This is a genomic window from Chromobacterium vaccinii, from assembly GCF_000971335.1.
Lineage (GTDB): Bacteria > Pseudomonadota > Gammaproteobacteria > Burkholderiales > Chromobacteriaceae > Chromobacterium > Chromobacterium vaccinii.
Genome location: NZ_JZJL01000007.1, coordinates 1 through 25,485 on the forward strand (window position 1 = coordinate 1; position 25,485 = coordinate 25,485).

Here is a 25,485-nt window from a genome sequence, read left to right on the forward strand (position 1 = left end):
CCGGAACCGCGCGAAGAGCGCAGCTACCGCAAGCGCCACCACCGTCATCATCACCATGGCCGCGGCAATTTCTGCCCGCCTGGACAGGCGAAAAAAGGCCGCTGCTAAGCGCGCCGCTGCAAAGAAAACGGGACGCCATGCGTCCCGTTTTTCATTGCTCTCCCGCTATCCATCCCGGCCAGCTCCGGCATCATTCGCGCCGGGATCCGGCTCGAACCAGTCGTCGCCGAAAATCTCCGCCGGGTGCTGGGTGCGGCTGCTGCCGTTGCCGCAAGCCATGTCCGCAGCCGGGCAATACTTGTCGCAACCCCAGCAGATGCGCTCGGGATGGCGGGGATGGAGGGGAAACTTCTTGGCGGTGCCGGGGACGGAGGATCGCATGGTGTCATTGTGCGGCCGCTCCCATCCATCGGCATTGATCTGGAATAAGGCTAGCGCGCCGGCTTCAGCCCCGCCAGGCTATACGGCGCAGGCTGCCAGGTGTAGCCGGCGCCGTCGCGGCGGACATAGCCCAGGCCAGGGAAGCGGATATGGGCGGCGCCCACCAGCCAGCCTTGGCGGGCGGCCTCGTCCATCCGCGCCAGGCGCTGCTTGGCGGCGGCGGCGGCGTCCACGTCGAAGCGTATGGTCACGCCAGGCTTGGCGAACTGCACGTCCTGCGCGTGGATCAGATCTCCCCACAGCAACATCTTCTTGCCTTCGCTCTGCACCTCGTACAGCGTGTGCCCCGGCGTATGGCCGGCGCCCGAAACCGCGCGGATGCCGGGCAGCAGCTCCGTCTCGCCGTCGAACGGCTTGAGCCGGCCGGCCTCGATGTAGGGCCGCAGCGCCGCCTCGGAATCGGCGAAGGAGTGGCGCTCTTCCTTGGCCACCTTGCCGGCATTGGCCGGATTCAGCCAGAAATCCACGTCCCGCTGGCTCACCCGGATGTCGGCGGCGGGGAACATCCGCTTGCCTTGCCGCGTCAGGCCGCCGGAATGGTCGGCATGGATGTGGGTCAGCAAGACCGTGTCGATGTCTTCCGGCCGGTAGCCGGCCGCCCGGATGCTGTCCAACAGCTGGCCGCCGGCCTGGCCGAACAGGTCGCCGGCCCCGGTGTCCACCAGCGCCAGATGGCTGCCGGTATGGATCAGGAAGGCGTTGATCGAGGTTTCCGCCTGCGTGCCCAGGTGGGCCTGCGCCAGCCGGCGCGCGGTGTCGGCCGGCGGATTATGCAGCAACTGGTCCAGCGGAACGGCCACCGTGCCGTCGGACAGCGCGGTCACTTCAAAAGAACCCAGCATCATCCGGTAGAATCCCGGCGCCTGGACGCGCGCCTGCGCCGGCGGGGACAGCTCGGCCGCCAGGGTCGGCGCGGCGGCGGCGCCGGCCAGGGCGATGGCCAGCGGCAGCAGGCGGATGGCGCGGGCGGCGGCATGGTATGGTGTGGACATGAAGCGCATGGGGTATTCCTTTCCGGGCGGGGAGTTCAAGTGTCCCGATGATGCAGCGCCCGACCATGCCATTCAAATCGATTGGAATGATGATGAGTATCAGGGAAAAAGATTTCCGCGGCGTGGACCTGAACCTGCTGGTCACGCTCGCCGTGCTGCTGCGCGAGCGCAGCGTGTCGCGCGCCGCCGCCTGCCTGCATCTGGGCCAGCCGGCGGTCAGCGGCGCGCTGGCCCGGCTGCGGGAGCTGTTCGACGACGAATTGCTGGTGCGGGTGCCGCAGGGCATGGCGTCCACCGCCCGGGCGCTGGCCTTGCAGGCCGAACTGACGCCCTTATTGGAACAACTGCAAACACTGCTGTTCGCCGCGCCCGCGTTCGAGCCGGCTTCCGCCACCCGCGCGTTTTCGCTGGGCATGAGCGACTGGGTGGAAATCTGGCTGGCGCCCAAGCTGCTGCCGCGGCTGCGCGCGCTGGCGCCCAAACTGCGCGTCGCGCTGGAGACCACCGACCCGTTCACCGGCAGCGCGATGCTGGAGCAGGGCCGGATGGAGCTGGGGGTATCGGTGTTCGTCCCCGGACCGGCCTGGCAGCAGACCCGGCCGCTGCGCTCGATGGGCTTCGCCGTCGTTTACGATCCCAAGCAGCTGCCGCTGTCCGCGCCGCTGAGCCTGGACGACTACCTCGCCCACGAGCACGCGCTGGTCAGCTACCGCGGCGCGCGCCAGGGCGCCGCGGACCGGGCGCTGGCCGAGCGGGGCCTGTCGCGCGTGGTCAGCCACACCGCCTCCCGCTTCGCCTCGCTGCCGCCGCTGCTGAAAGCCCTGCCCCTGCTGGCCACCGTGCCGGAAGCGCTGGCCGACGAATGGGCCGCCAGCCACGGCCTGCGCGCCAGTCCGCCGCCGCTGGATCTGCCGCCGTTCACCGTCTCGCTGATCCGCCACGCCGCCAGCGGCGGCGACCCCGGGCTGGACTGGCTGGAAGCGCAGATCCTGGACATCGCCGGACGCTGAAAACTCCCCCCCCCGCTACAACGCCACCGCCAGCCAGCCCCACATCGCCAGCAGCAGGATGTTGGACGCCAGGAAGGCCAGGAAACGGTGTATCGGGTGATTGTAGGAAAGATGGATGGCGGAATGCGCGACGCGCGCCGCCACGTAGCACCAAGCCAATCCCAGCGGGACGGCCCCGGCCAGATTCTTGGCGATGACGATGGCGCCGAACACGTAAAACAGCACCGGCGCCTCGAACAGATTGGAGAAATTCCGCGCCAGCTTCAATTCGCCGTCCGGCGGCGCGTCGCCCTGCATCAGCCGGTAGTAACTGCCTTTCACCCGCCCCGAGCGGGCGTTGGCGAAACGGCAGGCGCCGAGGCGGACGCCGACGAAAAAGGTCAGCAATACCAGCGCGAACATCGGGTAAATCATCGTTTTCCCTTTCTGGTGGTCCTGCGTGATCAAAACCGGGCGGGACGGCGCGTCTCAAGATTCCGCCGGCTGCCCCTCCTCCCGATCCAGCTCCTGCTGCAGCTTTTCCAGCTCATCCAGCACCCGCACGAACTTGCCGCCAAACGAGGTGACCCGGTATTCAACCCTGGGCGGGGATTCGTCAAACGCCACCCGCTCCAGGATGCCGAATTCCATATTGCGGCGCAGGCATTCGTTCAGTACCTTGGTGCTCAAACCCTCCACCTGGCGCACCATTTCGCCGGGGCGATTGATGCCGCTCGCCAGCAACTGGTAGACCGTCAGCGACCATTTGCAGCCATAGATGCTTTCCACCATGCGCGCGCTGCGCTCCGGCGGCGATTTTCGGGAGAATTTTTTTTCCTGCGCCTTCATCGAGATGTACCAAAAAGTAAGTGGCTTACCAATTTGTGCCTGCTGTTCAAGGATTTGCCGCGCTTTTAAGCTGCGGCCATCTCCTCAACCCACGGAACGCAAGCATGACACATTCCCCCACTCTCGCCATCATCGTCGGCGGCTCCAGCGGCATGGGCAAGGAAAGCGCGCGCCGTCTGCTGCGCCAGGGCCGGACAGTGCTGCTCCTGGCCCAGAGCACCCTGCGCCTGGCCGCCGCCAAGGCGGAACTGGAAGCTGACACCGGCGGCAAGGTGGAAACCTCCGCGGTGGACCTCTACCAACCGGAACAGGTGCGCGCCTTCATCGCCAGACTGGATGCCGAGCCGCGCGCCATCGGAGAATTGGTCAACGCCGCCGGCTACTTCCAGCCGGTGAGCTTCCTGGAGCACAGCGAACAGGACTACGACCGCCAGCTGGACATCAACAAGGCCTTTTTCTTCATCAGCCAGGCGGTGGCGCGCAATATGCGCCGCCACGGCGGCGGCGCCATCGTCAACATCGGCTCGATGTGGGCGCGCCAGGCGGTGAAGGCCACGCCGTCGTCGGCGTACTCGATGCAAAAGGCCGGCCTGCACGCGCTGACCCAGCATATGGCGATGGAACTGGCCGACGACGGCATCCGCGTCAACGCGGTGGCGCCGGCGGTGGTGTTGTCCAGCATCTACAAATCCTTCATCGCCGAAGACCAGATCGCGGCGACGCTGGCCGGCTTCAACGGCTTCCACCCGCTGGGCCGCATCGGCACCGCGGACGACGTGGCCGACGCGATCGAGTTTCTGCTGTCGGACAAGGCCGGCTGGATCACCGGCACGGTGCTGGACGTGGACGGCGGCGTGATGGCGGGCAGGAATTAGACGGGAATAATCGGCGGGCGCGGCCTGTGGCCGACCCGCTCTGCAAGCGAGCGCCTCAATCGAGCTGCCTGACGTCGCCGTTGCGCGGCGTCGCGTTCTCGTGAAGCAGGTCTTCCAGGTACTGCATCAGGCCATCTTCCGTCACCCAATCCGGGATGACGAAATCGGCGGGCCGGCGCTTGCCGTCATTGCCGGGCAGGAAAGTCCGCCAGCCGGAGCCATGCCGCTCCACCGCGATGATCTGGCCGTAGACCGTGAATCGATACGTTTGCATGCACCAGCCTCCGTTTGCGCTCAATGGTTCATGATTACAGACTGACTATCGTCGGCGCAATGTCAATCACCCACGGTCAAACCGCGTCTGCTTGAACAAAGTGATAGTCGCTCCTTAGAATGGTTTTGAAAACAGAATTATGCAGTGCTGCTGAGTCTCTCTTTTTCTTTTAGCTACACAAAAGAAAAACACGTCCATTGGCCTGCGCCAACATTTAAATAATCACATACAAAACAGCTATTAACCTTATAAACATATTAATTATTTGCATTCAAAGCATCCTTTATGATATTGAATCTGACTTTCACATCACAATCCAAATAGCCAACAATCCATATATCATCTGCTAATTTTTCTTTGTGATAAAAATCATTCATACACTTTTCCTCTTTTGTATGCATGATGTCAATAACAATACCAACACTATCACTGCTTTCCGTCATATGAATAAGTTCACTTGGAAACCATCCTGACATTTCGATCTTATGGCTTAAATCATAAATAATCTTAACTCCAAATCCATAATGGCTTTCCTCTTCATTTTCATCCAATCTGTTGTATAAAATATTATCCCTACGACACCTCAAGAAACCATCTGTTGATTTCAAAAAATACCAACACATATCCAGTAGCTCTAAACACCTTTCCATGCCAGGTGGCTCAGCATCATTGTGCTCAATATCATTTCTGACTTCCAATAGCTTTTTCAACATCAACGGTCTAATGACATTAAATGTTTCCAAATATTCCAAATATCCCCTTGGAGAATTTGGCAACGCAATCTGTCGCAGATTATAAACTTGCTCTATAAATTTAAGTCTTTGATTTAGGCATCGCTTAAGCGTCAATATTGAATCGGCCCTATGAAACTCACTATCACCACTTAATAATATTCTTTCAGCATGCTTCCAAATTTCATAAGCTCGTGCAAAATTTCCCTCTGGAATGAAGCGCCCCCCTTCATAACTGACATACCAATCAAAAACCTCCTTACTTAACCAAGCCTTCTTTTCCATAGCAAACCTTTATCCAATAGAAAATTGACAAAAAAAAGGCAAGCTATACAAGCTTGCCTTCATAATACTTGATTAAATTAATGCCACCACAGCAGCTCTACGGCCGCTGCTTGAAGAAAGTCATCGGCGCGGAAGCCGGAATCTCGCTCGGCGGCGGCGACTTCAGAATATGCTTCTTCATCTTGCCCATCACGTGCATCTCGCAAGGGCGGCACTCGAATTTCAGCGTATAGGTCTCGTCGCCGGACTTCAGGATCATCGGATCGGCGCGCACCTGGCCCATCACGCCCTTCACCCCCTTGGCCTGCTTCGGGCACAGATTGTAGGAGAAGCGCAGGCAGTGCTTGGTGATCATCAGGCTGACCTCGCCCTCTTCCTGATGCGCCTCGTAGGCCGGCTCTATCACCTCCACGCCGTGCCGCTTGTAGAAGTCCCAGGCCAGCGCGTTGTAGACGTTGGCCAGATAGCTGAGCTCCTTCTGCGGGAAGACCGCCGGCGGCTCCACGGCGGCCTTGCGCTCGGGGCGGACCCAGGCGGCGGCGCGGGCGGCTTCCAGTTTTTCCGCCGCGTCGCGGCGCAGGCCGTTGATGACCGAGGCCGGCACGAACCACGGCTGGCTCAGATGTAGCGCGACGTCGTGCGCCTGGAACATGGTGTTGCCGAGCTTGGCGGCGGCGTCGCGCAGGCTCTGCTCGGCGCGGGCAGCGTCCTTGGCCGGCTCCAACGCCAGCTCGGCGCGGGCGCTGGCGCTGCAGCCGTCGGCGTCGGTATACGTCAGTTCCAGTCCATCGGCGGTTTCGGACAGCGAGGCCCAGACGCCGACGCGGCGCTCGGCCGATTTCTTCAGCAGCGCCAGCTCCCAGGCGTGGTCGCGGTTGCGGCTGATGTCCACGCCGGGCTTCAGCCCTTGCAGCGCCGCCGGGTCATTCGGCTCGCAGCGCCACACCAGCAGCCCGCCCTCGGCCTTGCCCACCTGCTTGACGGTATTGAGCTGCATGCCCACCACTTCGCGCTTCTTCATGAAGTTGATGCCGTCGCCATTGGACATCTGCTCGGCGGTGGCGATCTCCAGCCAGGCGTCGCCGACCTTGTGCACGGTGCCCAGGCCGACGCCGACGAACTTGGGCGAATCGAAGGCGCCGATGTCCTGCTTGCGGCCGGTGGCGAAGTAGTCGGTGGCGCCGCGATGGAAGGTCTTGTCCGGATCCGGCGTGAAGTAGATTTCGCTGCTGCCGCTGGCGGCCGGCGCCAGTTCCGGGCGGCGCTCGAAGATCTCGTCCAGCAACAGGCGGTAGTGGGCGGTGATGTTCTTGACGTAGGACACGTCCTTGTAGCGGCCCTCGATCTTCAGGGACCGCACGCCGGCGTCCAGCAGCGCTTCCAGGTTGGCGCTCTGATTGTTGTCCTTCATGGACAGCAAATGCTTGTCGAAGGCCACCACGCCGCCCTTTTCGTCGGTCAGCGTGTACGGCAGCCTACAGGCCTGCGAGCAGTCGCCGCGGTTGGCGCTGCGTCCGTTGTCGGCGTGGCTGATGTAGCACTGGCCGGAGAAGGCCACGCACAGCGCGCCGTGAATGAAGTATTCGATGGCGGCGGAATCGGCCACCCGGTCGGCGATCTTCCGGATCTGCGGAATGGTCAGCTCGCGCGCCAGCACGATCTGGCTGAAGCCGGCGTCGGACAGGAAGCGCGCCTTGTCGGCGTCGCGGATGTCGCACTGGGTGGACGCGTGCAGCTGGATCGGCGGCAGGTCCATCTGCAGGATGCCCATATCCTGGATGATCAGCGCGTCGACGCCGGCATCGTACAACTGCCAGATCAGCTTGCGCGCGCCTTCCAGCTCGGCGTCGTGCAGGATGGTGTTCAACGTGGCGAAGATGCGCGCGTGGTAGCGGCGGGCGAAGGCGGTCAGCCCGGCGATGTCCTCCACGCTGTTGCAGGCGTTGTGGCGCGCGCCGAACGACGGCCCGCCGATGTACACCGCGTCGGCGCCGTGCAGGATGGCTTCGCGGCCGATTTCGGCGGTTTTGGCGGGCGACAGCAGTTCGACTTGGTGCGGCAGCAGGCTCATGGCGGTTCCGGGCTGATCGATGGGTACGATGCGTGGTTGGGTGGGGGCGGAATTATAACGGAATCATGGGCTTATAGATAGCAGCCGATTGCGCTGTCCCGTTCTAGGTACGACTACTTAAAATACTGTATCCAGATTGCTTGCCCTCGCGGCGGCTGCTACTCCGAAGAGTATCGGGGCCCAGTCCCCGCCCATAGCAGCGAGTCCCTCATGTTCAACTCCCTCACCATCGCCCGGCGCCTGGCTGTCATGGTCTGCGCGCTGCTGGCCATCCCCTTGCTGGTCGGCTGGTACGGCCTGCACACCCAGGAAGGCATACTCGGCGACTTCGCCACCACCTACAACGACCGCGTGGTCTGCCTGAAGCAACTGAAGATCGTCGGCGACGGCTACGCCGTCGGCATCGTCGACAATGCGCAGAAGCTGCGCAACCAGAGCCAGACCACCGCCGGCTTCCTAGCCAATCTGCACAAGGCGCAACTTGATGTCAGGCAGCAATGGAGCGATTACCGCGCCACCTATCTGACCCCGGAGGAAAAGGGACTGGCCGACCAGGCCGAGGCGGCGATGGCCAACGCCAACCGCAGCGTGGACAAGCTGCGGCAGATCGTGCAGAGCGGCGACGCGGCCGCGCTGCAACATTACGTCGATAGGGAAATGTATCCCGCGCTGGACCCGGTGTCGCAGCGCATCGCCGCGCTGGTGGACCTGCAACTGCGGGTGGCGGCTGAGGAATTCGCCCAGTCGCAGCAGCGCGCCGCCTTCAGCCACGCCGCCAATATCGCGCTGATCGCCGTCGGCGTGGTGGTGGGTTTCCTGCTGGCCTGGATAATCGTGCGCGGGCTGCTATCCGAACTGGGCGGCGAGCCGCGCGACGTGGTGGCGCTGGCCGAACGCATCGCCGAAGGCGACTTGGGCCAAAAGCTGACGGTGAAGCCGGACGACCATCACAGCGTCGTCGCCTCGATGGCGCGGATGCAGAGCGCGCTGATCCAGCTGGTGCGCAATATGCAGGACATCACGCTCAGGCTGTCCAACAGCGCGACCGAGCTCGCCGCCGCGTCGGAACAGGTGGCGACCAGCGCCGAGGAGCAAACCCGCGCCGCGTCGTCGATGTCGGCGTCGGTGGAACAGCTGTCGGTCAGCATCTGCTCGGTCAACGACACCGCCGCCGACGTGGCCAAGGATTCGGTATCCAGCGGCGAACTGGCCCATCAGGGCGAGACCATCATCGACCAGACGCTGCAAACGATAGGCCGCGTCGCCGAGCAGGCGCGCTCCTCGCAGCAGCAGGCCGACCTGATGGGCAGCCGCTCGCAGGAGATCGCCAACGTGATCCAGGTGATCCGCGACGTGGCCGAACAGACCAATCTGTTGGCGCTGAACGCGGCGATCGAGGCGGCGCGCGCCGGCGAGCAGGGCCGCGGCTTCGCCGTGGTGGCCGACGAGGTGCGCAAGCTGTCGGAACGCACCGCGCAGTCCACCACCGAAATCAGCGGCAGCATCCGCGAGATGCTGGACTGCAGCCAGCACGTGGTCGACAACATCCATCACACGGTGGACCAGATGGAAACCGGGCTGACCCAGGCCAGCAGCGCCCGCGAGGCGATCACCGGCATCGCCGGCAATGTCGACCGGGTGAAGGGCTCCTTGTCCACGATATCGATCTCGCTGAACGAACAGCAGCAGGCCGGCACCAGCATCGCCGCCAATGTCGAGCAAGTGGCGCAGATGTCGGAGGAAACCAGCGCCGCCGCGACGCAAACCGCCGAGGCCGCCGGCCAGGTGGAACAGATGGCCGGCGCGCTGCAGGCGGCGATCAGCCGCTTCAAGCTGCCGGCCGGCGGCCAGCCGCCGGCCTCGGACCGGACGCCGCAATCGTTGACCGCCACCGCCTGGCAGGCCTGAGCGCGGCGGAACCCGACTGCAATACTTGGCTTGTGGGCCAGAAGGCCGATCAGACAGGCTCAACACGGAATCACGCACCTTGCCGACAGCCGCCGCACCTTTCCTTAGGGGAGGCCCGCCTCCCCCTTGAACCTTCCTCTCTCGTTTTGGCCCGCCTCGCGCGGGCATCTTTCTGCCTGTGAATATTGCGGTGCAACATCCGCAATTCGAACATCTCAGTTCCATTTAGAACATCAAGCATTGGTATTTTACTGGCTTATTTTCGCAGTCAATCATCCATCATTCCAAACCCATCACCACTCATACTTAAATTGCGATTATTTGCTAATTAACATCATATTTATTGCCAACAATTATCATTTATTAGGTTTTTATTAAATTTATTACCTTGCATGGCAACATTGCAACGCCATGCCATTCGATTTTAACCAGAATTGTCTCATACCAATTGAAGACCAATATAAGACCAGCTAACGTGCCTCCAGGACGTCCACCCCTGAATTCGGCAATCGGACCTGGAGCAATCTCATGCACAAGAAACGCGTTTTATTCCTGGCAATCATGGCCGTGCTGTCCGGCCACGCCCTCGCGGCGGAAGAATCGTCCGTCCCTCCCGGCAGCGACGGCCCCGCGCTGAAAGGCACCGCGCAAGCCATTCCGGAAAGCGACGTCTATGACCTGCTGACCAAATCGGAAACCACCTTCAGCGCACTGTATTACGGCCGCGACCGGCAGGAAAAACAACCCAACAACAGCAATGGCGGCGACATCCGCGTCAACGCGCTGAACCTAGGACTGAACTTCAAATCCGGCTACGCCTGGAATGTGCTGGGCTTCGACGCAGCCGCCCATACCTCGCTGCGACTGACCAAGGGCATCGGCTTTTCCGAAGTGCTGTACCACGACTACAACGACATGAGCGATCCGGCGGAGGGCGGCGGCGGCCGGGACAAGAGCGACGCGGTGCTGAGCCAGGCCGCGATGAAGTTCCGCCAGAGTCCGGACGGCCAGGGCTTTTCCGCCCGCGCCGGCTACACCCCGATCAGCATCGGAACCATGGGCACCTCCGGCGGCCTGCAGTCCCACTCCTACCGCGGCCTGGAAGCCAAGTACAAGATCGGCGACTTCGAGCTGGGCTACGGCTGGGCCGACCAGTTCCGCAACGAGTGGGACTACCGCTTCCGCGATATGACCAATTCCTGGGAGCAGGGCCGCAGCAACGGCAGCCAAGCCAAAAAAATAGATTACGTCAACAGCATAGGCTTCCGCTACGCGCCGGAAAACGCCTTCATCGACCTCGGCTTCGGCGAAGGCAAGGACTACCGCCGCACCGCGCAGATCGCCGGCTCCTACACCTGGAAACTCGCCGGCGGCGACACGCTGACCGGCGTCGGCTACTACTTCCAAGGCAAGGACGAAGCCCAGCTGGGCATGAAGAACTCGCAAACCGCCAGCCACGCCAGCGCCAGCGTCAGCTACACCACCGGCGGCCTGACACTGATGGGCGGCCTCGGCAAAAGCCGCAATCCGGACGGCGGCGAAGTCAATTTCCGCCTGACGCCATACGGCAACAGCGACAACCGCAACTTCATCCAGACCTGGGGCCAGGACGACGACTTCGTCTGGGACGGCACGCGAGTCGTGAAGATCGGCGTCAGCTACGACCTTTCCAAGCAAGGCCTGCCCGGCGTCAGCGTCGGCGCCAGCGGCAACTACGCCACCGGTCTGAAGAATCCGAATGGCGCGCCCGACAGCAAGGCGCATGAGATCGACCTGAGCGCCAGCTACTCGGTGCAAAGCGGATGGCTCAAGGGCGCCAGCATCGGCGTCTACCCGGCCTGGTTCCGCTCCGGCGACTTCTACGGCAAGAAAGACCGCAACGACGTGAAAGTGATCGCTTCCTACAGCAAGACCTTCTGATCCACCAGTGGCCGGCATGCCAGTGCCGGCCGCTTCGCCTATCGGTTCCGATAAGCGAAGCCGAAAAGGAGAAAAAACACGATGAAACTGAAAACCCTGAGCCTGTCGCTGCTGATCGCCGCCGCCCCCCTGTTCGCCCACGCCGCCGACAAACCGGTGCTGGAGGTGTGGACCATGAGCCTGTCGCCCAAGTTCGACGGCTACTTCAAGGAACTGGTCAGCAAGTACAACGCCCAGCATCCGAATGTGGAAGTGAAGTGGACCGATTATCCCTGGGACGTGATCCAGGCCAAGTTCACCGCCGCCGTCGGCGCCGGCAAGCCGCCGGCGCTGGTCAACCTGAACGTGCCCTGGGCCTACGACTACCAGCAGGAGGGCCTGATCCAGCCGCTGGATGGTCTGATCGACAAGAATCAGTACGTGGCCGGCGCGCTGAAGGACGTCACCTTCAACGGCAAGGCCTATGCCTTCCCGCACTATAACGGCGCGGATGTCATCGCCTACAACGCCGCCTTGTTCAAGAAAGCCGGCCTGGACCCGAACAAGCCGCCCAAGTCCTTCGATGAGGAGCTGCAGTACGCGAAGGTGATCAAGGCCAAGACCGGCGCCGCCGGCTTCGCGCCCAAGATGGGGCCGACCAAGATCGAGGGCCTGTTCCTGCAAAACGGCCTCGATGTGATCAAGGACGGCAAGCCGGCGTTCAACAGCCCGGCCCACATCGCCTTCGTCAAGAAGCTGGCCGAAGCCTACAAGGCCGGCGCGCTGATGAAAGACAATCTGTTCGTCCAGGACAACTTCCAGGTGGCGATGGCCGCCTACAACAGCGGCCGCATGGCGATGCTGGAATCCAGCCCCACCGCGCTGACCCGCGTCCGCGACGAAGCGCCCAAGGTCTACCGCGACACTCGCGTCGCCGCAGCGCCGCTGGGCCCCACCGGCATCGCCGCCGGCGGCTGGATGTTCAACTTCGCGGTGGCCCGCAACGTGGACAAGGCGCTGCTGCCGGAGATCGGCAAGTTCGGCAACTACCTGACCAACGCCGACAACCAACTGGCCTTCGCCAAGCTGGCCGGCACGCTGCCCACCGCGCGCAAGGCGGCGCAAGACCCGCACTTCCAGAAAGTGGCCGCCAACGCCGGGCCGGCCGAGCGCGCGGTCGGCATCGCCGCCGCCAATCTGGACAAGACCCGCACTCTGTTCCTGTCGGTGAAAAACGCCGACACGCTGTCGGCCAGGCTGTCGGCCGCGGTGGAAAAGGCGGTGACCGGCCGCCAGGATGCCAAGGCCGCGCTGGACGAGGCCGCCGCCTACTGGAACGGCAAGCTGTAAGACCGGCCTTTGTCCGCGCCCGCAGCCCTCGCCGGCGGCGGGCCGCCTCTCTTTCAGACTCGGTGGCACTTCATATGCGCAAACCCCGCAAGACCACGCTGCAGGCCTATCTGTTCCTGGCGCCGGCATTGCTGCTGCTGGCCGCGTTCTCGTTCTGGCCGGTGGGCTTCGGCTCCTTCCTCGCCTTCACCCGCTACAACCTGATCGACGCGCCGCAATGGGTGGGCCTGGACAATTTCCGCGAGCTGTTCGGCGACGAGCTGTTCCTGTCGGCGCTGAAGAACTCGGCGCTGTACCTGCTGGTGGTGCCGATTATCCAGCTGTTGGCGATGCTGCTGGCGGTGCTGGTCAACAACAACCTGCCCGGCATCAAGCTGTTCCGCGCCGCCTATTATCTGCCGGTGGTCACCTCGGTATCGGTGATCGGCATCATCTGGAACTTCATGTACACCGAGGACGGCGTGCTCAACGCCGCGCTGCGCTGGCTGCATCTGATCAACGATCCGGTAGGCTGGCTCTCCGACGATCACATCGCGCTGTTCGCGGTGATGTTCATCACCGTCTGGCGCGGCATCGGCTGGTACATGGTGCTGTACCTGGCCGGCCTGCAAGCGATCCCGGCCGACGTCTACGAAGCGGCGCAGCTGGACGGCGCCGGCCGCTGGCAGCGCTTCTGGCGCATCACCGTGCCGCTGTTGGCCCCCACCATCCTGCTGTGCTCGGTGATGTCGGTGCTGGCGGCGGTGAAGGCCTTCGAGGAAGTGCAGATCCTGACCAAGGGCGGGCCGATGCAGTCCACCTACACCGCGCTGTTTTACGCCTACGAGTTCGGCATCAAGTCGCTGAATTTCGGCCGCGCGCTGGCCGCCAGCCTGGTGATGTCGGCGTTCTGCATCGCGCTGGCCTGGCTGAACTTCCGCTACCTGCAACCGCGAGACCGTTGAGGAGACGCGATGAACCACTCCACCACCCTGGCCGCTCCCGCCGTCCGCGCGCGGGCGGACCGGCTGGCCGCGCGGGCCGTCCATTACCTGGCGCTGTCGGCGATCGCGCTGATCACCGTCTACCCGTTCTGGTGGACGCTGGTGACGGCGCTGTCCGGCGACGGCGAGGTATTCGCCTTCCCGCCGCCGCTGCTGCCCACCGCGCCGACGCTGGACCATTTTCGCGAGGCGGTGTCCAGCATCGACATCCTGGCCTTCTACCGCAACTCCTTCGCCATCGCCGCGCTGACGGTGGCTGGCACGCTGCTGGTCAGCGCGCTGGCCGCCTACCCGCTGGCGCGCATGAAGTTTCCCGGCCGCCGGCTGGTGTTCGGCGCCATCCTCGCCACCATGATCCTGCCCAGCGAGGTCAACTTCCTGGTCAACTTCATCACCGTGTCCAAGCTGCAGCTGACCGACAGCTACAGCGGCGTGGTGCTGCCGACGCTGGCCGGCGCGGTGGGCATCTTTTTGCTCAAGCAGGCGTTCGAGGCGGTGCCGCAGGATCTGATCGACGCCGCCCGCGTCGACGGCGCGTCGGAGTGGCAGATCTTCTGGCGCATCATGCTGCCGCTGGCGCGGCCGGCGCTGGCGGCGCTGACCATCCTGACCACGGTGTCGGCGTGGAACCAGTACATCTGGCCGTCCATCGTGATGTCCAGCCCGGACAAGTTTCCGCTGTCGGTCGGCGTGCTCTACCTGGCCGGCGCCTTCAGCTTCAAGACGCGGGTGGTGGCGGCCGGCGCGGTGCTGACCGTGCTGCCCATACTGATCGTATTCCTGTTCACCCAGCGCTATTTCCTGCGCGGATTCGATGGAGCGGTGAAATGACCCTGAGCAAGGAACAACTGGACCAGCTGGCCGGCCGCTGCCTGATGGTGGACGTGGCGGGCCCGGCATTGAGCGATGAAGAAGCGGCGCGGCTGCGGAAAATGCGCGTGCGCGCCGTCTGCCTGTTCCGCCGCAACGTGCCGGACGCGGCCTCCACCCGCCGCCTGGCGGCGGACCTGAAACGCGCGCTCGGCGACGAGCTGCTGATCGCCCTCGACCAGGAAGGCGGCGCGGTGATGCGCACCCGCTTCCTGCCGCAGGCACCGGCGGCGATGGCGCTGGCCGCCGTCGGCGACGAGGACCTGGCGCGCAAGGTGGGCGGCGCGGTGGCGCGCGGCATCAAGAGCCTGGGCGTCAACTGGAACTTCGCGCCGGTGCTGGACCTGAACAACAACCCGGCCAATCCGGTGATAGGCGAACGCTCCTTCGGCGCCGATCCGGCGCGCGCCGCCGCCCTGGCCCGCGCCTGGATGGACGGCCATCTGGCCGAGGGCGTCGCCTGCTGCGTCAAGCATTTCCCCGGCCACGGCGACACCCATACCGACTCCCACCTCGACCTGCCGGTGGTGGACAAGCCGCAGGCCGAGCTGCGCGACTACGAGCTGGCGCCGTTCAAGGCGCTGTCCGCCCACGCGCCGGCGCTGATGAGCGCCCACATCCGCTTCCCCAGCCTGGACGCCGAATGGCCGGCCACGCTGTCGCCGGCCATTCTCACCGGCCTGCTCAGGCAGGAACTGGGCTTCCAGGGCGTGGCCATCACCGACGCGCTGAACATGAAAGCGATACGCGAGCGCTGGGGCCAGCCGGCCGGCGCGGTGCAGACGCTGAAAGCCGGGGCGGACCTCGCGCTGGTGCTGCAGTTCGCCGACGAGATGGAAGCCAGCTTCGACGCGGTGCGCGCCGCCTTGCGAAGCGGCGAACTGGCCGAACAACGCCTCGCCCAAGCCGCCGCGCGGGTGGACGCGCTGATCCGCCGCTATCCCAGCCTGGACGATTACGACTACGCCGCCGAACAGCGCGCGGCCGACGAGGCGCTGTTCGCCGACGCCTGGCGCCGCGCGCTGACCGCCCATGGCGAAGTCCCCATCCTGCCCGCCGGCCAGCGGCTGCGGCTGGTGGTGCAGGACCAGGCGCCGTCCGACGGCGTGTCCGAGGAAGGCCTGGCGGCCGAGGCGCTGATCGCCGCGCTGTCCCGGCGCCACGCGCTGGAAATCGTCCGCTTCAAGGAGCGCGCCGCGCTGGCCTGGCCGACGCTGCCGCAGGATGGCCTGTTCACCGTGCTGGCCTCGACCACGCGCGAGCGCTACGGCCGGCGCGAGCAACAAAGCTGGAAACCGGACTTGCATCTGGCATTATGGAATCCCTACGCCGCCGCCGACATCGCCGCGCCGGCCTTGATCAGCTACGGCTTCGCCGACGCCGCGCTCTTCGCGGCCAGCCGCTGCCTGGCCGGCGAGATCGCCGCCGCCGGCCGGCTGCCGGTGGACCTGGGCCAACCCCATCAGGAGCAATGAGATGTCCCGACTCTCGCTGAAACACATCCGCAAGGTGTACGACGACGGCAACGCCGTGATCCACGACGTCAGCCTGGACATCCGCGACGGCGAATTCATGGTCTTCGTCGGTCCGTCCGGCTGCGGCAAATCGACGATGATGCGGATGATCGCCGGGCTGGAGGACATCAGCGCCGGCGAATTGTGGATAGACGACAAGCTCTCCAACGACGTCGAGCCCGCCCGCCGCGGCCTGGCCATGGTGTTCCAGAGCTACGCGCTGTACCCGCACATGACGGTGCGCGACAACATGGCCTTCAGCCTGAAGCTGGCCGGCCACAGCAAGGCCGAGATCGACGCCGCGGTGCGCCGCGCCGCCCTGACGCTGCAGATCGAGCACCTGCTGGAGCGCAAGCCCAAGGCCCTGTCCGGCGGCCAGCGCCAGCGCGTCGCCATCGGCCGCGCCATCGTCAGGAAACCCGGCGTGTTCCTGTTCGACGAGCCGCTGTCCAACCTGGACGCCGCGCTCAGGGTGCAGATGCGGATCGAGCTGGCGCGGCTGCACCAGGAGCTGGGCAGCACCATGATCTACGTCACCCACGACCAGGTGGAGGCGATGACCATGGGCCACCGCATCGCGGTGTTCAACGCCGGCCGCATCGAGCAGGTGGGCACGCCGCTGGAGCTGTACAACCACCCGGCCAACCGCTTCGTCGCCGGCTTCCTCGGCTCGCCCAAGATGAACTTCATCCCGGCGCGGGCGCTGGATCAACATTCAGGCGGCGTGGAGCTGGAGCTGCCGGGCGCATTCCGGCTGGCGCTGCCGCTGGCCGACGCCGGCGGCGGCCCGCTGGCGCTGGGCGTGCGCGCCGAGCACCTTTACTTCGCCGAATCCGGCCTGCCGGCGACGGTGCAGCTGGTGGAGCATCTGGGCGACCAGCAGATCGTCTACCTGCGCCACGAAGGCGAGGGCGAGACCATCGCGCTGAAACTGCCCGGCCACGAGGCCGAGCCGCGCCCGGGCGAGCGCCGCTTCCTGGCGCCGGACCCGCGCCATTGCCACCTGTTCGGCGGCGACGGGCTGGCGCTGGCGAGGCGTGACCCGCTGCCCATCCAGGAAAGGCCGCAAGAAACGGCCACAAGCTGACTCGCTTCGCGTCACGCGCCGCCGGTTTCCGAATCGTCACCGCGAAACCGGCCTTATCGAAATATACCTTCCGGCCATCATGAAAATTTCGATCGTCATTCCCACCTACAATTGCTCGGCGCTGCTGGCCGCCTCGCTTCGCGCCCTGGAACGACAAACCCTGCCGCGCCGCCAGTTCGAAGTGATCGTCTGCGACGACGGCTCATCCGACGACACCGAACAAGTCGCCTCCCGGTTCGCCTCCGCGCTGTCCCTGCAATACCTATGGCAACCCGACCAGGGCTTCCGCGCCGCCACCGCGCGCAATCAGGGCGTCGCGGCGGCAAGCGGCGACATCATTCTATTTCTGGACTCCGGCGTGCTATTGGCGGAAACGGGACTGGCCGCGCATTGCCGCCGCCATGCCGAGCGCCCCCGTCAAATCGTGATTGGCTACGTCTACGGCTATATGGCGCAGACCCTGCACACCGAGTGGGGCGGCCCCAGCCCCGATCCCGACTGGCCCAGCCGCGTCGATCCAGAGCGGGTCGAAGCATCCATCGCCGCATTGCGCGCCATGCGGGTGGCCGATGTGCGGGAGGGGCGCTATCTGCGCCATGGCGACGATCTTTCCGTCTGGCCGGTGCCGTTCGACGTGTTCTGGACCTGCCATGTCTCGCTGGAGCGCGCGCATTTTCATGAAGCGGGCGGCTTCGACGATGATTTCCGCCAATGGGGAGGCGAGGATTTCGACCTCGCCATTCGCCTGTTCAACAGCCCGGATGCGCACTGGACGCTGGATCGCGAATGCCGATCTATTCACCTCCCGCACCAGGAGGAGGTGGCCTCCAATGCGCAACGCGAACAGCGCGTCGCCGACACGCTGCGCCGCCTGGCCGCGCGTTATCCGCAACCGCAGCTGCTCGCATACCTGGACTGCCTGGCGGCCAACAGCAAGCCGCTGGACGTCAACGCCTACCTGTCGCGCCCAGCCCGCGCGGCGCCGGTGGAAAGCGCGCTATGCTGAACGTCGCCATTCTCGGCTGCGGCTACATGGCCTATTACTACGCGATGGCGGCATTCAACCACCGCGCCCTGTTCTCGATATGCGGCGGCTACGATACCGATGATCGGCGCGCCTCGCGCTGGGCGGCGCATTTCCATGTCCGCGCCTATCCGTCTTTTGAGGATCTGCTGGCGGATCCCGACATCGATATCGTCGTCAACCTGACCCCTCCGCAACAGCATTTCGACGCCAATCTGCGCATTCTGCGATCCGGCAAGCACCTATACAGCGAAAAACCGCTGGCGATGACCGGCGAACAGGCCAGGATCTTGCAGCGGGTCGCCCAGCTTCACGGTGTGCTGCTCGGCGCCGCGCCGTCCTGCCTGCTCAGCCCTGCCGTGACGCTGGCGGCGCAGCTGCTGGAACAAGGCGCGATCGGCCGCCCCCGTTTCCTGCATCTGTCCATGCATGATTTCCGCGTCGACCTGGCCAGGCCGGAGCGCTGGATCAACCCGCTGGGCGTGGGCTGGCCCTACGCCAACGAATTCGAAACCGGTTGCACCGCCGAGCACAGCGCCTATTCGCTGTCCATCGCGCTGGCCTGGTTCGGCCCGGTCAAATCGGTGAACAGCCTCACCCGGACGGCGATCCCCGACAAGCGGGTTGCGGGGGCGCCGCTTCCCCCCGGCCCCTCGCCCGACTTCACCACCAGCGTGCTGGATTTCGCCAATGGCGTCACCGGCCATCTCACCTGCGGCATCGTATGCGACATCGCGGACAGAAGCATCGCCATTCATGGCGATGAGGGCAGCTTGGCGCTGGAAGACTGCTGGGACTATTTTTCCCCGCTGCGCCTTGCCCGCCGCCGGCCCCTGGGCGACGGCCAACACGTGGAGAGCCGGACCATCGCGCCTGAGCGCGGCGCGGGCTTTATCCACGATTACGGCATGGAAATGGATCAATGCATGGGTATCGCCAACCTTTGCCTGGCGATCCGCAATCATTCCCCGTTGCTATGCGGCGGCGAACTGGCGATCCATGCCACCGAGCTGTGCGAGCGCATATCCAACGGCGGATCCGCGCAGTTGGACGCGTCGTTCCAGCCCTTGTCCGCCCAGCCCTGGATGGCAGCGGCCCGCGCCGCTCTCGGCGCGCCTCCGCTCATCGCGTGGCGGCAAGAGCAAGGCACGCCGGCGGCCGCGCTGCCGGCGTCCAAAACGATGGCGGGAATCCATCTGGACACGCTCCCGGCAATGCCGGCCGCACCCGCCTGCCTATACGCCGCCGGCAACGACTCCGAGCTGCCCCGGCAACTGGAGGAGACGCTGGCGGCCGGCCTGCCCGCTTATCTGCCCCCTTCCCGCCTCGCCCAGCTGCTGCTGCGGAACGGCCCGCGGCCCGATCTTTCCAGCCCCTGGCTGAAAAGCGGCCTTCCCGCCGGCTATCGCGCCGATATTCGCGACGCGCTCCGGCAGTCGCTGCCTCCCAAGCAGTTGGAAACACTGCGATGGGAATGGACTACCGCGGCGCCCGCGGATCGGCTGGCTGACGCCTTGGCCCTGTGCGGCCTGCTCGCCGACTGGCCCGACGCGCCGGTCGAACTGCGGTTCGGCCCAAACCAGCGGGACGATATCCGCCTCGACCTGCAGTGGTCGAATGGCCCCCGCATCGAGATGCGCATCCGGCGCGGCGAAGCCGACGCGATCCAGGCCCATGCTTCGCTGCGCGGCATGGCCGAGTTCATCGTGCCAGAGGCGTGGCTGGCCGCCGCGCTGCGACCGGACCCGGAAGCTGCCCTCAGGCAGTTGAGCTGGCTGGCCCGGCTGCCGGCGCATCATGTCGACTGGCAGCCGGCGCACTCATTCCGCTTCGCCGCGCTGCTCTACGCGTTGCCCGCCCCGGCTCAGGCCTTATTCCACTGATGGGACGCCGTCCATGACCTTCCGCGACTCCTCCTTGCTCGCCAGCATCTTCCTCACAGGCATGAGTACCGCGCTGTTCAATCCCCTGCAGAGCTCTTTCTTCGTGCGCGAGCTGGGGGCCAGCCCCGGCTTCGTCGGCGTGTATATGGCGCTGTCCATCGGCTGCGCCATGCTGACGTCGCACTGGATAGGCTCCCGCTCCGACGACGGCCGGCCGCGGCAACGGTTGATCCGCGTATCCGCGCTGGCGGGCATGCTGGCCTTCCTCGCTTTCGCCACGCTGCGCGACAAGGTCTGGCTGGCATTGGCCAGCCTGACCCTGGTCAGCCTGACCTCGATTGCCGCGCCGCAACTGTTTGCGCTGGCGGCGTCGCGGTCGTCGGGCAACGGCGCGGGCATGCTGGGCTCCATGCGCGCCATGGTGTCCCTGGCCTGGGTGATCGGCCCCCCTCTTTCATTCGGCATCGCCGCCGCCCTTGGCTACCAGGCCGCTTTCGCGCTATTGATCGCCATCTATGGCCTGATCTGGCTGGCCAGTCATCGGCTTCCCGCCAGCGATAAACCGCAAACCGCGCCCGCTGCGGCCGCGATCGACGACAAACCCGGCAAAGCGATGTGGCTGGTGGCCGCCGGCATCGGGATGCTCTATGTCGCAATCAATAATTACATCATCCAGATGCCGCTCCACCTGGCTCTGCAGCCGCATGCGCCCTCATGGCTGCCAGGGGTGCTGTTCGGGTTAACCGCCGCGATAGAGATTCCTTTGATGATGCTGTCCGGCAAGATCAGCCGCCGCTGGCCGCCGGAAGAACAGCTGCTGGCGGCCGCCATGCTGGGCGCGGGCTATTACATCGTATTTGTCATGGTGGATGCCTGGCAGCTCATTCTGCTGCTTCAATGGCTGCCTGCCGCCTGCATCGCCTTGAGCGCCACCGCGGGACTCCAGCTATGCCAGCGATTGGCCCGGGAACGCCTGGGCTACGCGTCCACCTTGTACTCCAACGCGATATCCGCCGGCATGGCGTTAGGCGCGTTGATAGGCGGCGGCATCGCCGCGGTCTGGGGCTACCGCGCGTCGCTCGCCCTATGTTCCGCCGCCTGCCTGCTGGCTAGCCTGCTGTTTCTCTGGCTGCGCGGGGAAAGGACGCGCGCAGCCGGCGCGCTGGCCCCGCAAATGAAGTGACCTGCCACTTACCCACAGCCATCGCCAAAAAGACAAGTTATCCACAACCAGGCCCCCGCTAAGTATTCTTTCCTAGTTAGGGACAATCTACCCTACAACTAGAACAGAATCATTCTTGTCGGGAGCTTCACATGGAGCGCCAAACCTCTCTGGCCGGGCAGCTGGCCGCCATCGTCGGCCTGGTGGTCGCCATTCTGTTGTGCGCGTCGCTGTTTTCCCTGTACCAGCTATGGGGCGGCATCCGCACCTTCCGCGACCAGGTGGCGGCCGACCAGCAGAGCGTGCGGCAGGTGCTGACCATGCAAGTGGACTTCAAGAAGCAGGTGCAGGAGTGGAAGGACACGCTGTTGCGCGGCCAGGACCCGGCCAAGCTGGCCAAATACTGGGGCAATTTCGAGAAGAAGGAAGGCCAGGTCCACGACGAGGGCAGCGCGCTGGCTGCGTCGGTATCGGATCCCCAGGCTCAGCAATTGCTGCAGCAATTCGTCGCCGCCCACCAGAAAATGGGCGAAGACTACCGCCGCGGCCTGGAGGCATTCAAACAGTCGGGCAGCGACGCCAAGGTCGGAGACAAACAGGTGGCCGGCATGGACCGCCCGCCGACCGAGCTGCTGACCCAGGCCAGCGAGCTGCTGGCCAAGCGCGCCCAGGCCGACGCGGCCGATGCCGAAGCCAGCGCCAACGCCGCGCTGTGGCGGGTGGGCGTCGCCATGGCCATCGGCACCGCGCTGGGGCTGGGCTTCTTCCTGTATTACGTCAACGCCACCATCATCCGCCGCGCCCGCCAGGTGGTCGCCGATCTGACGCGGCTGGCCGACGGCGACTTCACCCGGCCGTTCCAGCCCGGGCGAATGGATGAGATCGGCCGCATCGCCGCCTGCAGCGAAACGGTGCGCATCCATCTTGGCGCGCTGATAGGCGAGCTGATCCAGGCCGCCAGGCAGGTGGGCGACACCAGCCAGGAGCTGGGCCGCTCCGCCCGCGCGCTGGCCAGCGGCGCCGAAACGCAGAACGACGCCATCGCCAGCAATGCCGCCTCGCTGGAGCAGATGGCCACCAGCATAGACACCATCGCCGATCAGACCTCCCGCATCAGCGAGGATTCGCACAACAGCGCGCAGAAGACACGCGAGGGGCTGGAAGAAGTGGCGCGGCTGCGCCGCCAGGCGGAAACCATAGACACGGTGATGGGCCAGGTCGACACCGCCTCGCAGGCCTTCCGCGACAGCACCCAGGCCATCGGCCATTTGACCAGCCAGATCCGCGACATCGCCGAACAGACCAATCTGCTGGCGCTGAATGCGGCGATCGAGGCCGCGCGCGCCGGCGAAATGGGCCGCGGCTTCGCGGTAGTGGCCGACGAAGTGCGCAAGCTGGCGGAAAACTCGGCCAAGGCCGCCAGCGAGATCAAGCTGGTGACGGAACGGCTGAGCCAGAACGCGCAATCGGTGGGATCGACGGTGCAAAGCGGCCTGGACGCCACCCGGCAAAGCCGCGGCACCATGGAAACAGTGATGTCCAACCTGCAGGCAGCCAACGACAGCGTGCAGGAGGCCAGCGGCGGGGTGGTGCAGATCCGCGACGCCATCGCGGAACAAAAAACCGTGTGCAACAGCATCGCCGGCAGCTTCGAGACGGTGTCGCAGATGGTGGCCGACAATACCCTGGCCGCCGGCGAGCTGCACGGCGCGGTGGTGAGCCTGAACGGGCTGTCCACGCACATGCAGGACATGGTGGGCAAGTTCCGCCTGTGAAGCGGCGCCGCGCGTCCGAAACCGACGCGCGGAACGCGCTGTCAGGCCGAGAAAACCGGATTGGCGGCGTTCAGCCGGAACCGCAGCAGCCGGCCGGCATGCGGCGCCAGCCGCCGCTCCAGCCAATCCATGCCGGCCTCGCCGGACGGAAAGCCGCCATCCGGCCGCTCGCTGACGAACACCGCGTTGCGGCTGGACTCGGTCAATTTGAAACGGTCCGACTCCAGCCAGTTCAGGCAGCGGCACACCACCTCGCGCCCGCCGTTCAGCCACGCGGCTTCGCCCGGCAGCGCGCGCTCCGCCTCGGCGCGGCCCAGGGGCAGGAAAGCTTCGTCGCCGCGCGCCAGATCCAGCAGCAGCGTCCCGTCCAGCTTGTCGATGTCTTCGCCGCCGAACGGCGCCAGGCTGAGCAGGGAGGCCTGGTTATACAGGTCCACCAGCGGCAGGATGCGGCGCAGCTTGTCCTTTTGCGCCGCTTTGGCCAGATACTCCAGCGAACAGCGCGCCTTCTTGTCGCCCGGCAGCGCCCGGTAGATTTCCTTCCAGCGCAGCAATAGCGCGTCCAGATCCGCCTCATGCGCCGGCAACACCAGCTCCGCGTCCGGCAGCCCGGCCGCGTCCAGGTCCAGCGCCAACAACCCGCTGACTTCCATTTCCGGCATCCGGCCCAGCAGGGCCTCACTCAAGGCAATGCGCATCTTCGCTCCCATCATCGGTATTGGAACCATGCTAGCCAATACGGGGAGGGCCGTGAAACGAAAGCTTTTAATGAGGCATTAGCGCGCCGGCGCCGGAAACGAAACCGCCCGACGGACCGGGCTGCGTTTAATCGGGAAAACCGCTCAGGCGCTCAGCGCCTCGCGCGACGGCTGCGCGCGCGCGGCCAGCCAGGCGTCCACCACCTCGGCGGCGTTGGCCGGCAAATGCAGCTTCAGCTTGGAGCGCCGCCACAGAATGTCCTCGCTGCGGGCCGCCCATTCGGCGTCCGCCAGGTAGGCCAGCTCGGCCTCGTACAGGCCCGGCAGCACTTCCTGGCCCAGCCCGGCCAGGCTGTCCGCCTTGCCGATCAGCTTGGAAACGCGGGTGCCGTAGGCGCGCGCCCAGCGCTCGGCCAGCGCCTCCGGCAGCCACGGATGGCGCTGGCGCAGGCCTTGCAGGAAGAGGCCGAAATCGGCGCCCGGCATGTCGCCGCCCGGCAGCGGCTCGCCGGCGGTCCAGGTGGCCTGGCCGCAGCCGAGCAGCGGCGCGATCTTGTCCACCGCCTCTTCCGCCAGCTTGCGGAAAGTGGTGATCTTGCCGCCGAACACCGACAGCAGCGGCGCGCCCTGCAGGTCCATTTCCAGCGCGTAGTCGCGGGTGACGCTGGAGGCGTTGTCGGAGGCGTCGTCCAGCAGCGGGCGCACGCCGGAATAGGTGGACAGCACGTCGGCGGGCGTGATCTGGCTGTGGAAGTAGCGGTTGCTCATCTGGCACAGGTAGTTGATCTCGTCGCCGTCTATCGCCACCTGGGCCGGGTCGCCATGGTATTCGACGTCGGTGGTGCCGATCAGCGTGAAATCCTTCTCGTACGGGATGGCGAAGATGATGCGCTTGTCCGGGTTCTGGAAGATGTAGGCGAACGGATGGTCGAACAGCTTCTTCACCACGATGTGGCTGCCCTTGACCAGGCGGATGGACTTGCTGGACGGCATCGCCAGCTTGTCCTCGATCAGGCTCTGCACCCAGGGGCCGGCGGCGTTGACCAGCGCGCGGGCGCGGACCTCGAAACGGCCGCCGTCCTCGCGCTGCAGCGTGGCCAGCCAGTGCTCGCCGTCGCGGCGCGCGGCGACGCAGGCGGTGCGGACATGGATTTTCGCGCCGTGCTCGGCGGCGTCCATCGCGTTCAGCACCACCAGCCGCGCGTCCTGCACCCAGCCGTCGGAATAGACGAAGCCGCGCTTGAACGCGTCCTTCAGCGGCGCGCCGGACGGGTGCCTGGCGAAGCTGACGGTTTCCGAGCCCGGCAGCACTTCGCGCTTCGCCAGATGGTCGTACAGGAACAGGCCGGCGCGGATCATCCACTCCGGCCGCTGGTCGCGCGCGTGCGGCATCACGAAGCGCAGCGGCCAGATGATGTGCGGCGCCGCCTTCAGCAGCACCTCGCGCTCCTGCAGCGCCTTGCGCACCAGGCCGAACTCGTAATATTCCAGGTAGCGCAGGCCGCCGTGGATCAACTTGGTGCTGGCCGACGACGTGTGCGAGGCCAGGTCGTCCTTCTCGCACAGCAGCACCGACAGGCCGCGCCCGGCCGCGTCGCGCGCGATGCCCGCGCCGTTGATGCCGCCGCCTATGATTACCAGATCGTAAGTTTCCACCGCATACCTCGCTAAAGTCCGGGCTGGCCCTGCCAGCTTTACTACCCAGAATAATTAATAACGAACCTTAATACAACACAATATTTTCGTTTTACGTTTTATTTTGCGCGTTTTATGTACGCGAATAGTTTTTTGCGCGTCCGACGGATCGCCAGCCGCGTCCCTCACG

General features: G+C 65.0%; 22 protein-coding genes. 13 read left to right on the top strand and 9 right to left on the bottom strand.

What is annotated here, in order from left to right:
- Nucleotides 1-165: 165 nt before the first annotated feature.
- Both VL52_RS04850 and VL52_RS04855 read right to left on the bottom strand, forming a co-directional pair.
- Nucleotides 166-381 carry a DUF3079 domain-containing protein gene (locus VL52_RS04850; RefSeq protein WP_046155986.1) on the bottom strand — a complete coding sequence of 72 codons (216 nt, stop codon included), beginning with the start codon at nt 379-381 and terminating at the stop codon, nt 166-168.
- A gap of 50 nt (nt 382-431) precedes the next feature.
- Nucleotides 432-1,442, bottom strand: a complete 1,011-nt coding sequence (locus VL52_RS04855) for an MBL fold metallo-hydrolase (RefSeq protein ID WP_052729159.1) — start codon at nt 1,440-1,442, stop codon at nt 432-434.
- Between the two features lie 83 nt (nt 1,443-1,525).
- On the opposite strand from VL52_RS04855, the gene VL52_RS04860 reads away from it, so the two are divergent.
- A complete protein-coding gene (locus VL52_RS04860) occupies nt 1,526-2,443 on the top strand; it encodes a LysR substrate-binding domain-containing protein (RefSeq protein WP_046156101.1) in 918 nt (305 codons plus the stop codon).
- A 15-nt stretch (nt 2,444-2,458) separates the two neighbouring features.
- On the opposite strand, the gene VL52_RS04865 is transcribed toward VL52_RS04860, so the two are convergent.
- Nucleotides 2,459-2,857, bottom strand: coding sequence for an MAPEG family protein (locus VL52_RS04865; protein ID WP_046155987.1), 399 nt, complete (start codon nt 2,855-2,857; stop codon nt 2,459-2,461).
- Between the two features lie 54 nt (nt 2,858-2,911).
- On the bottom strand, nt 2,912-3,271 hold the full coding sequence (locus tag VL52_RS04870; RefSeq protein WP_046155988.1) for a winged helix-turn-helix transcriptional regulator: 360 nt from the start codon (nt 3,269-3,271) through the stop codon (nt 2,912-2,914).
- A gap of 104 nt (nt 3,272-3,375) precedes the next feature.
- Between VL52_RS04870 and VL52_RS04875 the strand changes: the two genes are divergently transcribed.
- On the top strand, nt 3,376-4,146 hold the full coding sequence (locus VL52_RS04875) for an SDR family NAD(P)-dependent oxidoreductase (RefSeq protein WP_046155989.1): 771 nt from the start codon (nt 3,376-3,378) through the stop codon (nt 4,144-4,146).
- Nucleotides 4,147-4,201: 55 nt separating this feature from the next.
- Here VL52_RS04875 and VL52_RS04880 read toward each other — a convergent pair whose 3' ends face one another.
- The 3 genes from VL52_RS04880 to VL52_RS04885 all read right to left on the bottom strand — a co-directional run bounded on the left by VL52_RS04880 (nt 4,202) and on the right by VL52_RS04885 (nt 7,507).
- On the bottom strand, nt 4,202-4,420 hold the full coding sequence (locus VL52_RS04880; RefSeq protein ID WP_046155990.1) for a DUF7661 family protein: 219 nt from the start codon (nt 4,418-4,420) through the stop codon (nt 4,202-4,204).
- Nucleotides 4,421-4,677: 257 nt separating this feature from the next.
- A complete protein-coding gene (locus tag VL52_RS24385; protein ID WP_144410161.1) occupies nt 4,678-5,436 on the bottom strand; it encodes a hypothetical protein in 759 nt (252 codons plus the stop codon).
- Between the two features lie 97 nt (nt 5,437-5,533).
- A complete protein-coding gene (locus VL52_RS04885) occupies nt 5,534-7,507 on the bottom strand; it encodes a peptidase U32 family protein (protein WP_046155991.1) in 1,974 nt (657 codons plus the stop codon).
- Nucleotides 7,508-7,717: 210 nt separating this feature from the next.
- Between VL52_RS04885 and VL52_RS04890 the strand changes: the two genes are divergently transcribed.
- The 11 genes from VL52_RS04890 (at nt 7,718) to VL52_RS04940 (ending at nt 22,962) form a co-directional block, all read left to right on the top strand.
- Nucleotides 7,718-9,415 carry a methyl-accepting chemotaxis protein gene (locus VL52_RS04890; protein WP_046155992.1) on the top strand — a complete coding sequence of 566 codons (1,698 nt, stop codon included), beginning with the start codon at nt 7,718-7,720 and terminating at the stop codon, nt 9,413-9,415.
- A 528-nt stretch (nt 9,416-9,943) separates the two neighbouring features.
- Nucleotides 9,944-11,335, top strand: coding sequence for an OprD family outer membrane porin (locus VL52_RS04895; RefSeq protein ID WP_046155993.1), 1,392 nt, complete (start codon nt 9,944-9,946; stop codon nt 11,333-11,335).
- Between the two features lie 81 nt (nt 11,336-11,416).
- On the top strand, nt 11,417-12,664 hold the full coding sequence (locus VL52_RS04900; RefSeq protein WP_046155994.1) for an ABC transporter substrate-binding protein: 1,248 nt from the start codon (nt 11,417-11,419) through the stop codon (nt 12,662-12,664).
- A gap of 74 nt (nt 12,665-12,738) precedes the next feature.
- A complete protein-coding gene (locus tag VL52_RS04905) occupies nt 12,739-13,608 on the top strand; it encodes a carbohydrate ABC transporter permease (protein WP_046155995.1) in 870 nt (289 codons plus the stop codon).
- A gap of 9 nt (nt 13,609-13,617) precedes the next feature.
- A complete protein-coding gene (locus tag VL52_RS04910; RefSeq protein WP_046155996.1) occupies nt 13,618-14,478 on the top strand; it encodes a carbohydrate ABC transporter permease in 861 nt (286 codons plus the stop codon).
- Nucleotides 14,475-15,992, top strand: coding sequence for a beta-N-acetylhexosaminidase (nagZ, locus tag VL52_RS04915; protein WP_046155997.1), 1,518 nt, complete (start codon nt 14,475-14,477; stop codon nt 15,990-15,992). The genes VL52_RS04910 and nagZ overlap by 4 nt, the downstream gene beginning before the upstream one ends.
- Before the next feature lies 1 nt (nt 15,993).
- Nucleotides 15,994-17,118, top strand: coding sequence for an ABC transporter ATP-binding protein (locus tag VL52_RS04920; protein WP_046155998.1), 1,125 nt, complete (start codon nt 15,994-15,996; stop codon nt 17,116-17,118).
- A gap of 79 nt (nt 17,119-17,197) precedes the next feature.
- Nucleotides 17,198-18,124, top strand: coding sequence for a glycosyltransferase (locus VL52_RS04925; protein WP_052729161.1), 927 nt, complete (start codon nt 17,198-17,200; stop codon nt 18,122-18,124).
- Nucleotides 18,118-20,025 carry a Gfo/Idh/MocA family protein gene (locus VL52_RS23115; protein WP_052729162.1) on the top strand — a complete coding sequence of 636 codons (1,908 nt, stop codon included), beginning with the start codon at nt 18,118-18,120 and terminating at the stop codon, nt 20,023-20,025. The genes VL52_RS04925 and VL52_RS23115 overlap by 7 nt, the downstream gene beginning before the upstream one ends.
- A 13-nt stretch (nt 20,026-20,038) precedes the next feature.
- Nucleotides 20,039-21,208 (top strand): sugar efflux transporter, encoded by a 1,170-nt coding sequence (locus VL52_RS04935; protein WP_046155999.1) that lies wholly within the window; start codon nt 20,039-20,041, stop codon nt 21,206-21,208.
- Nucleotides 21,209-21,339: 131 nt separating this feature from the next.
- A complete protein-coding gene (locus VL52_RS04940) occupies nt 21,340-22,962 on the top strand; it encodes a methyl-accepting chemotaxis protein (RefSeq protein ID WP_046156000.1) in 1,623 nt (540 codons plus the stop codon).
- A gap of 41 nt (nt 22,963-23,003) precedes the next feature.
- Here VL52_RS04940 and VL52_RS23120 read toward each other — a convergent pair whose 3' ends face one another.
- Nucleotides 23,004-23,660, bottom strand: a complete 657-nt coding sequence (locus tag VL52_RS23120) for a B3/B4 domain-containing protein (protein ID WP_144410162.1) — start codon at nt 23,658-23,660, stop codon at nt 23,004-23,006.
- A 144-nt stretch (nt 23,661-23,804) separates the two neighbouring features.
- The gene (gene glpD / locus VL52_RS04950) at nt 23,805-25,316 is read right to left on the bottom strand and encodes a glycerol-3-phosphate dehydrogenase (RefSeq protein ID WP_046156001.1); all 1,512 of its coding nucleotides are present in this window, start codon (nt 25,314-25,316) and stop codon (nt 23,805-23,807) included.
- Nucleotides 25,317-25,485: the final 169 nt, after the last annotated feature.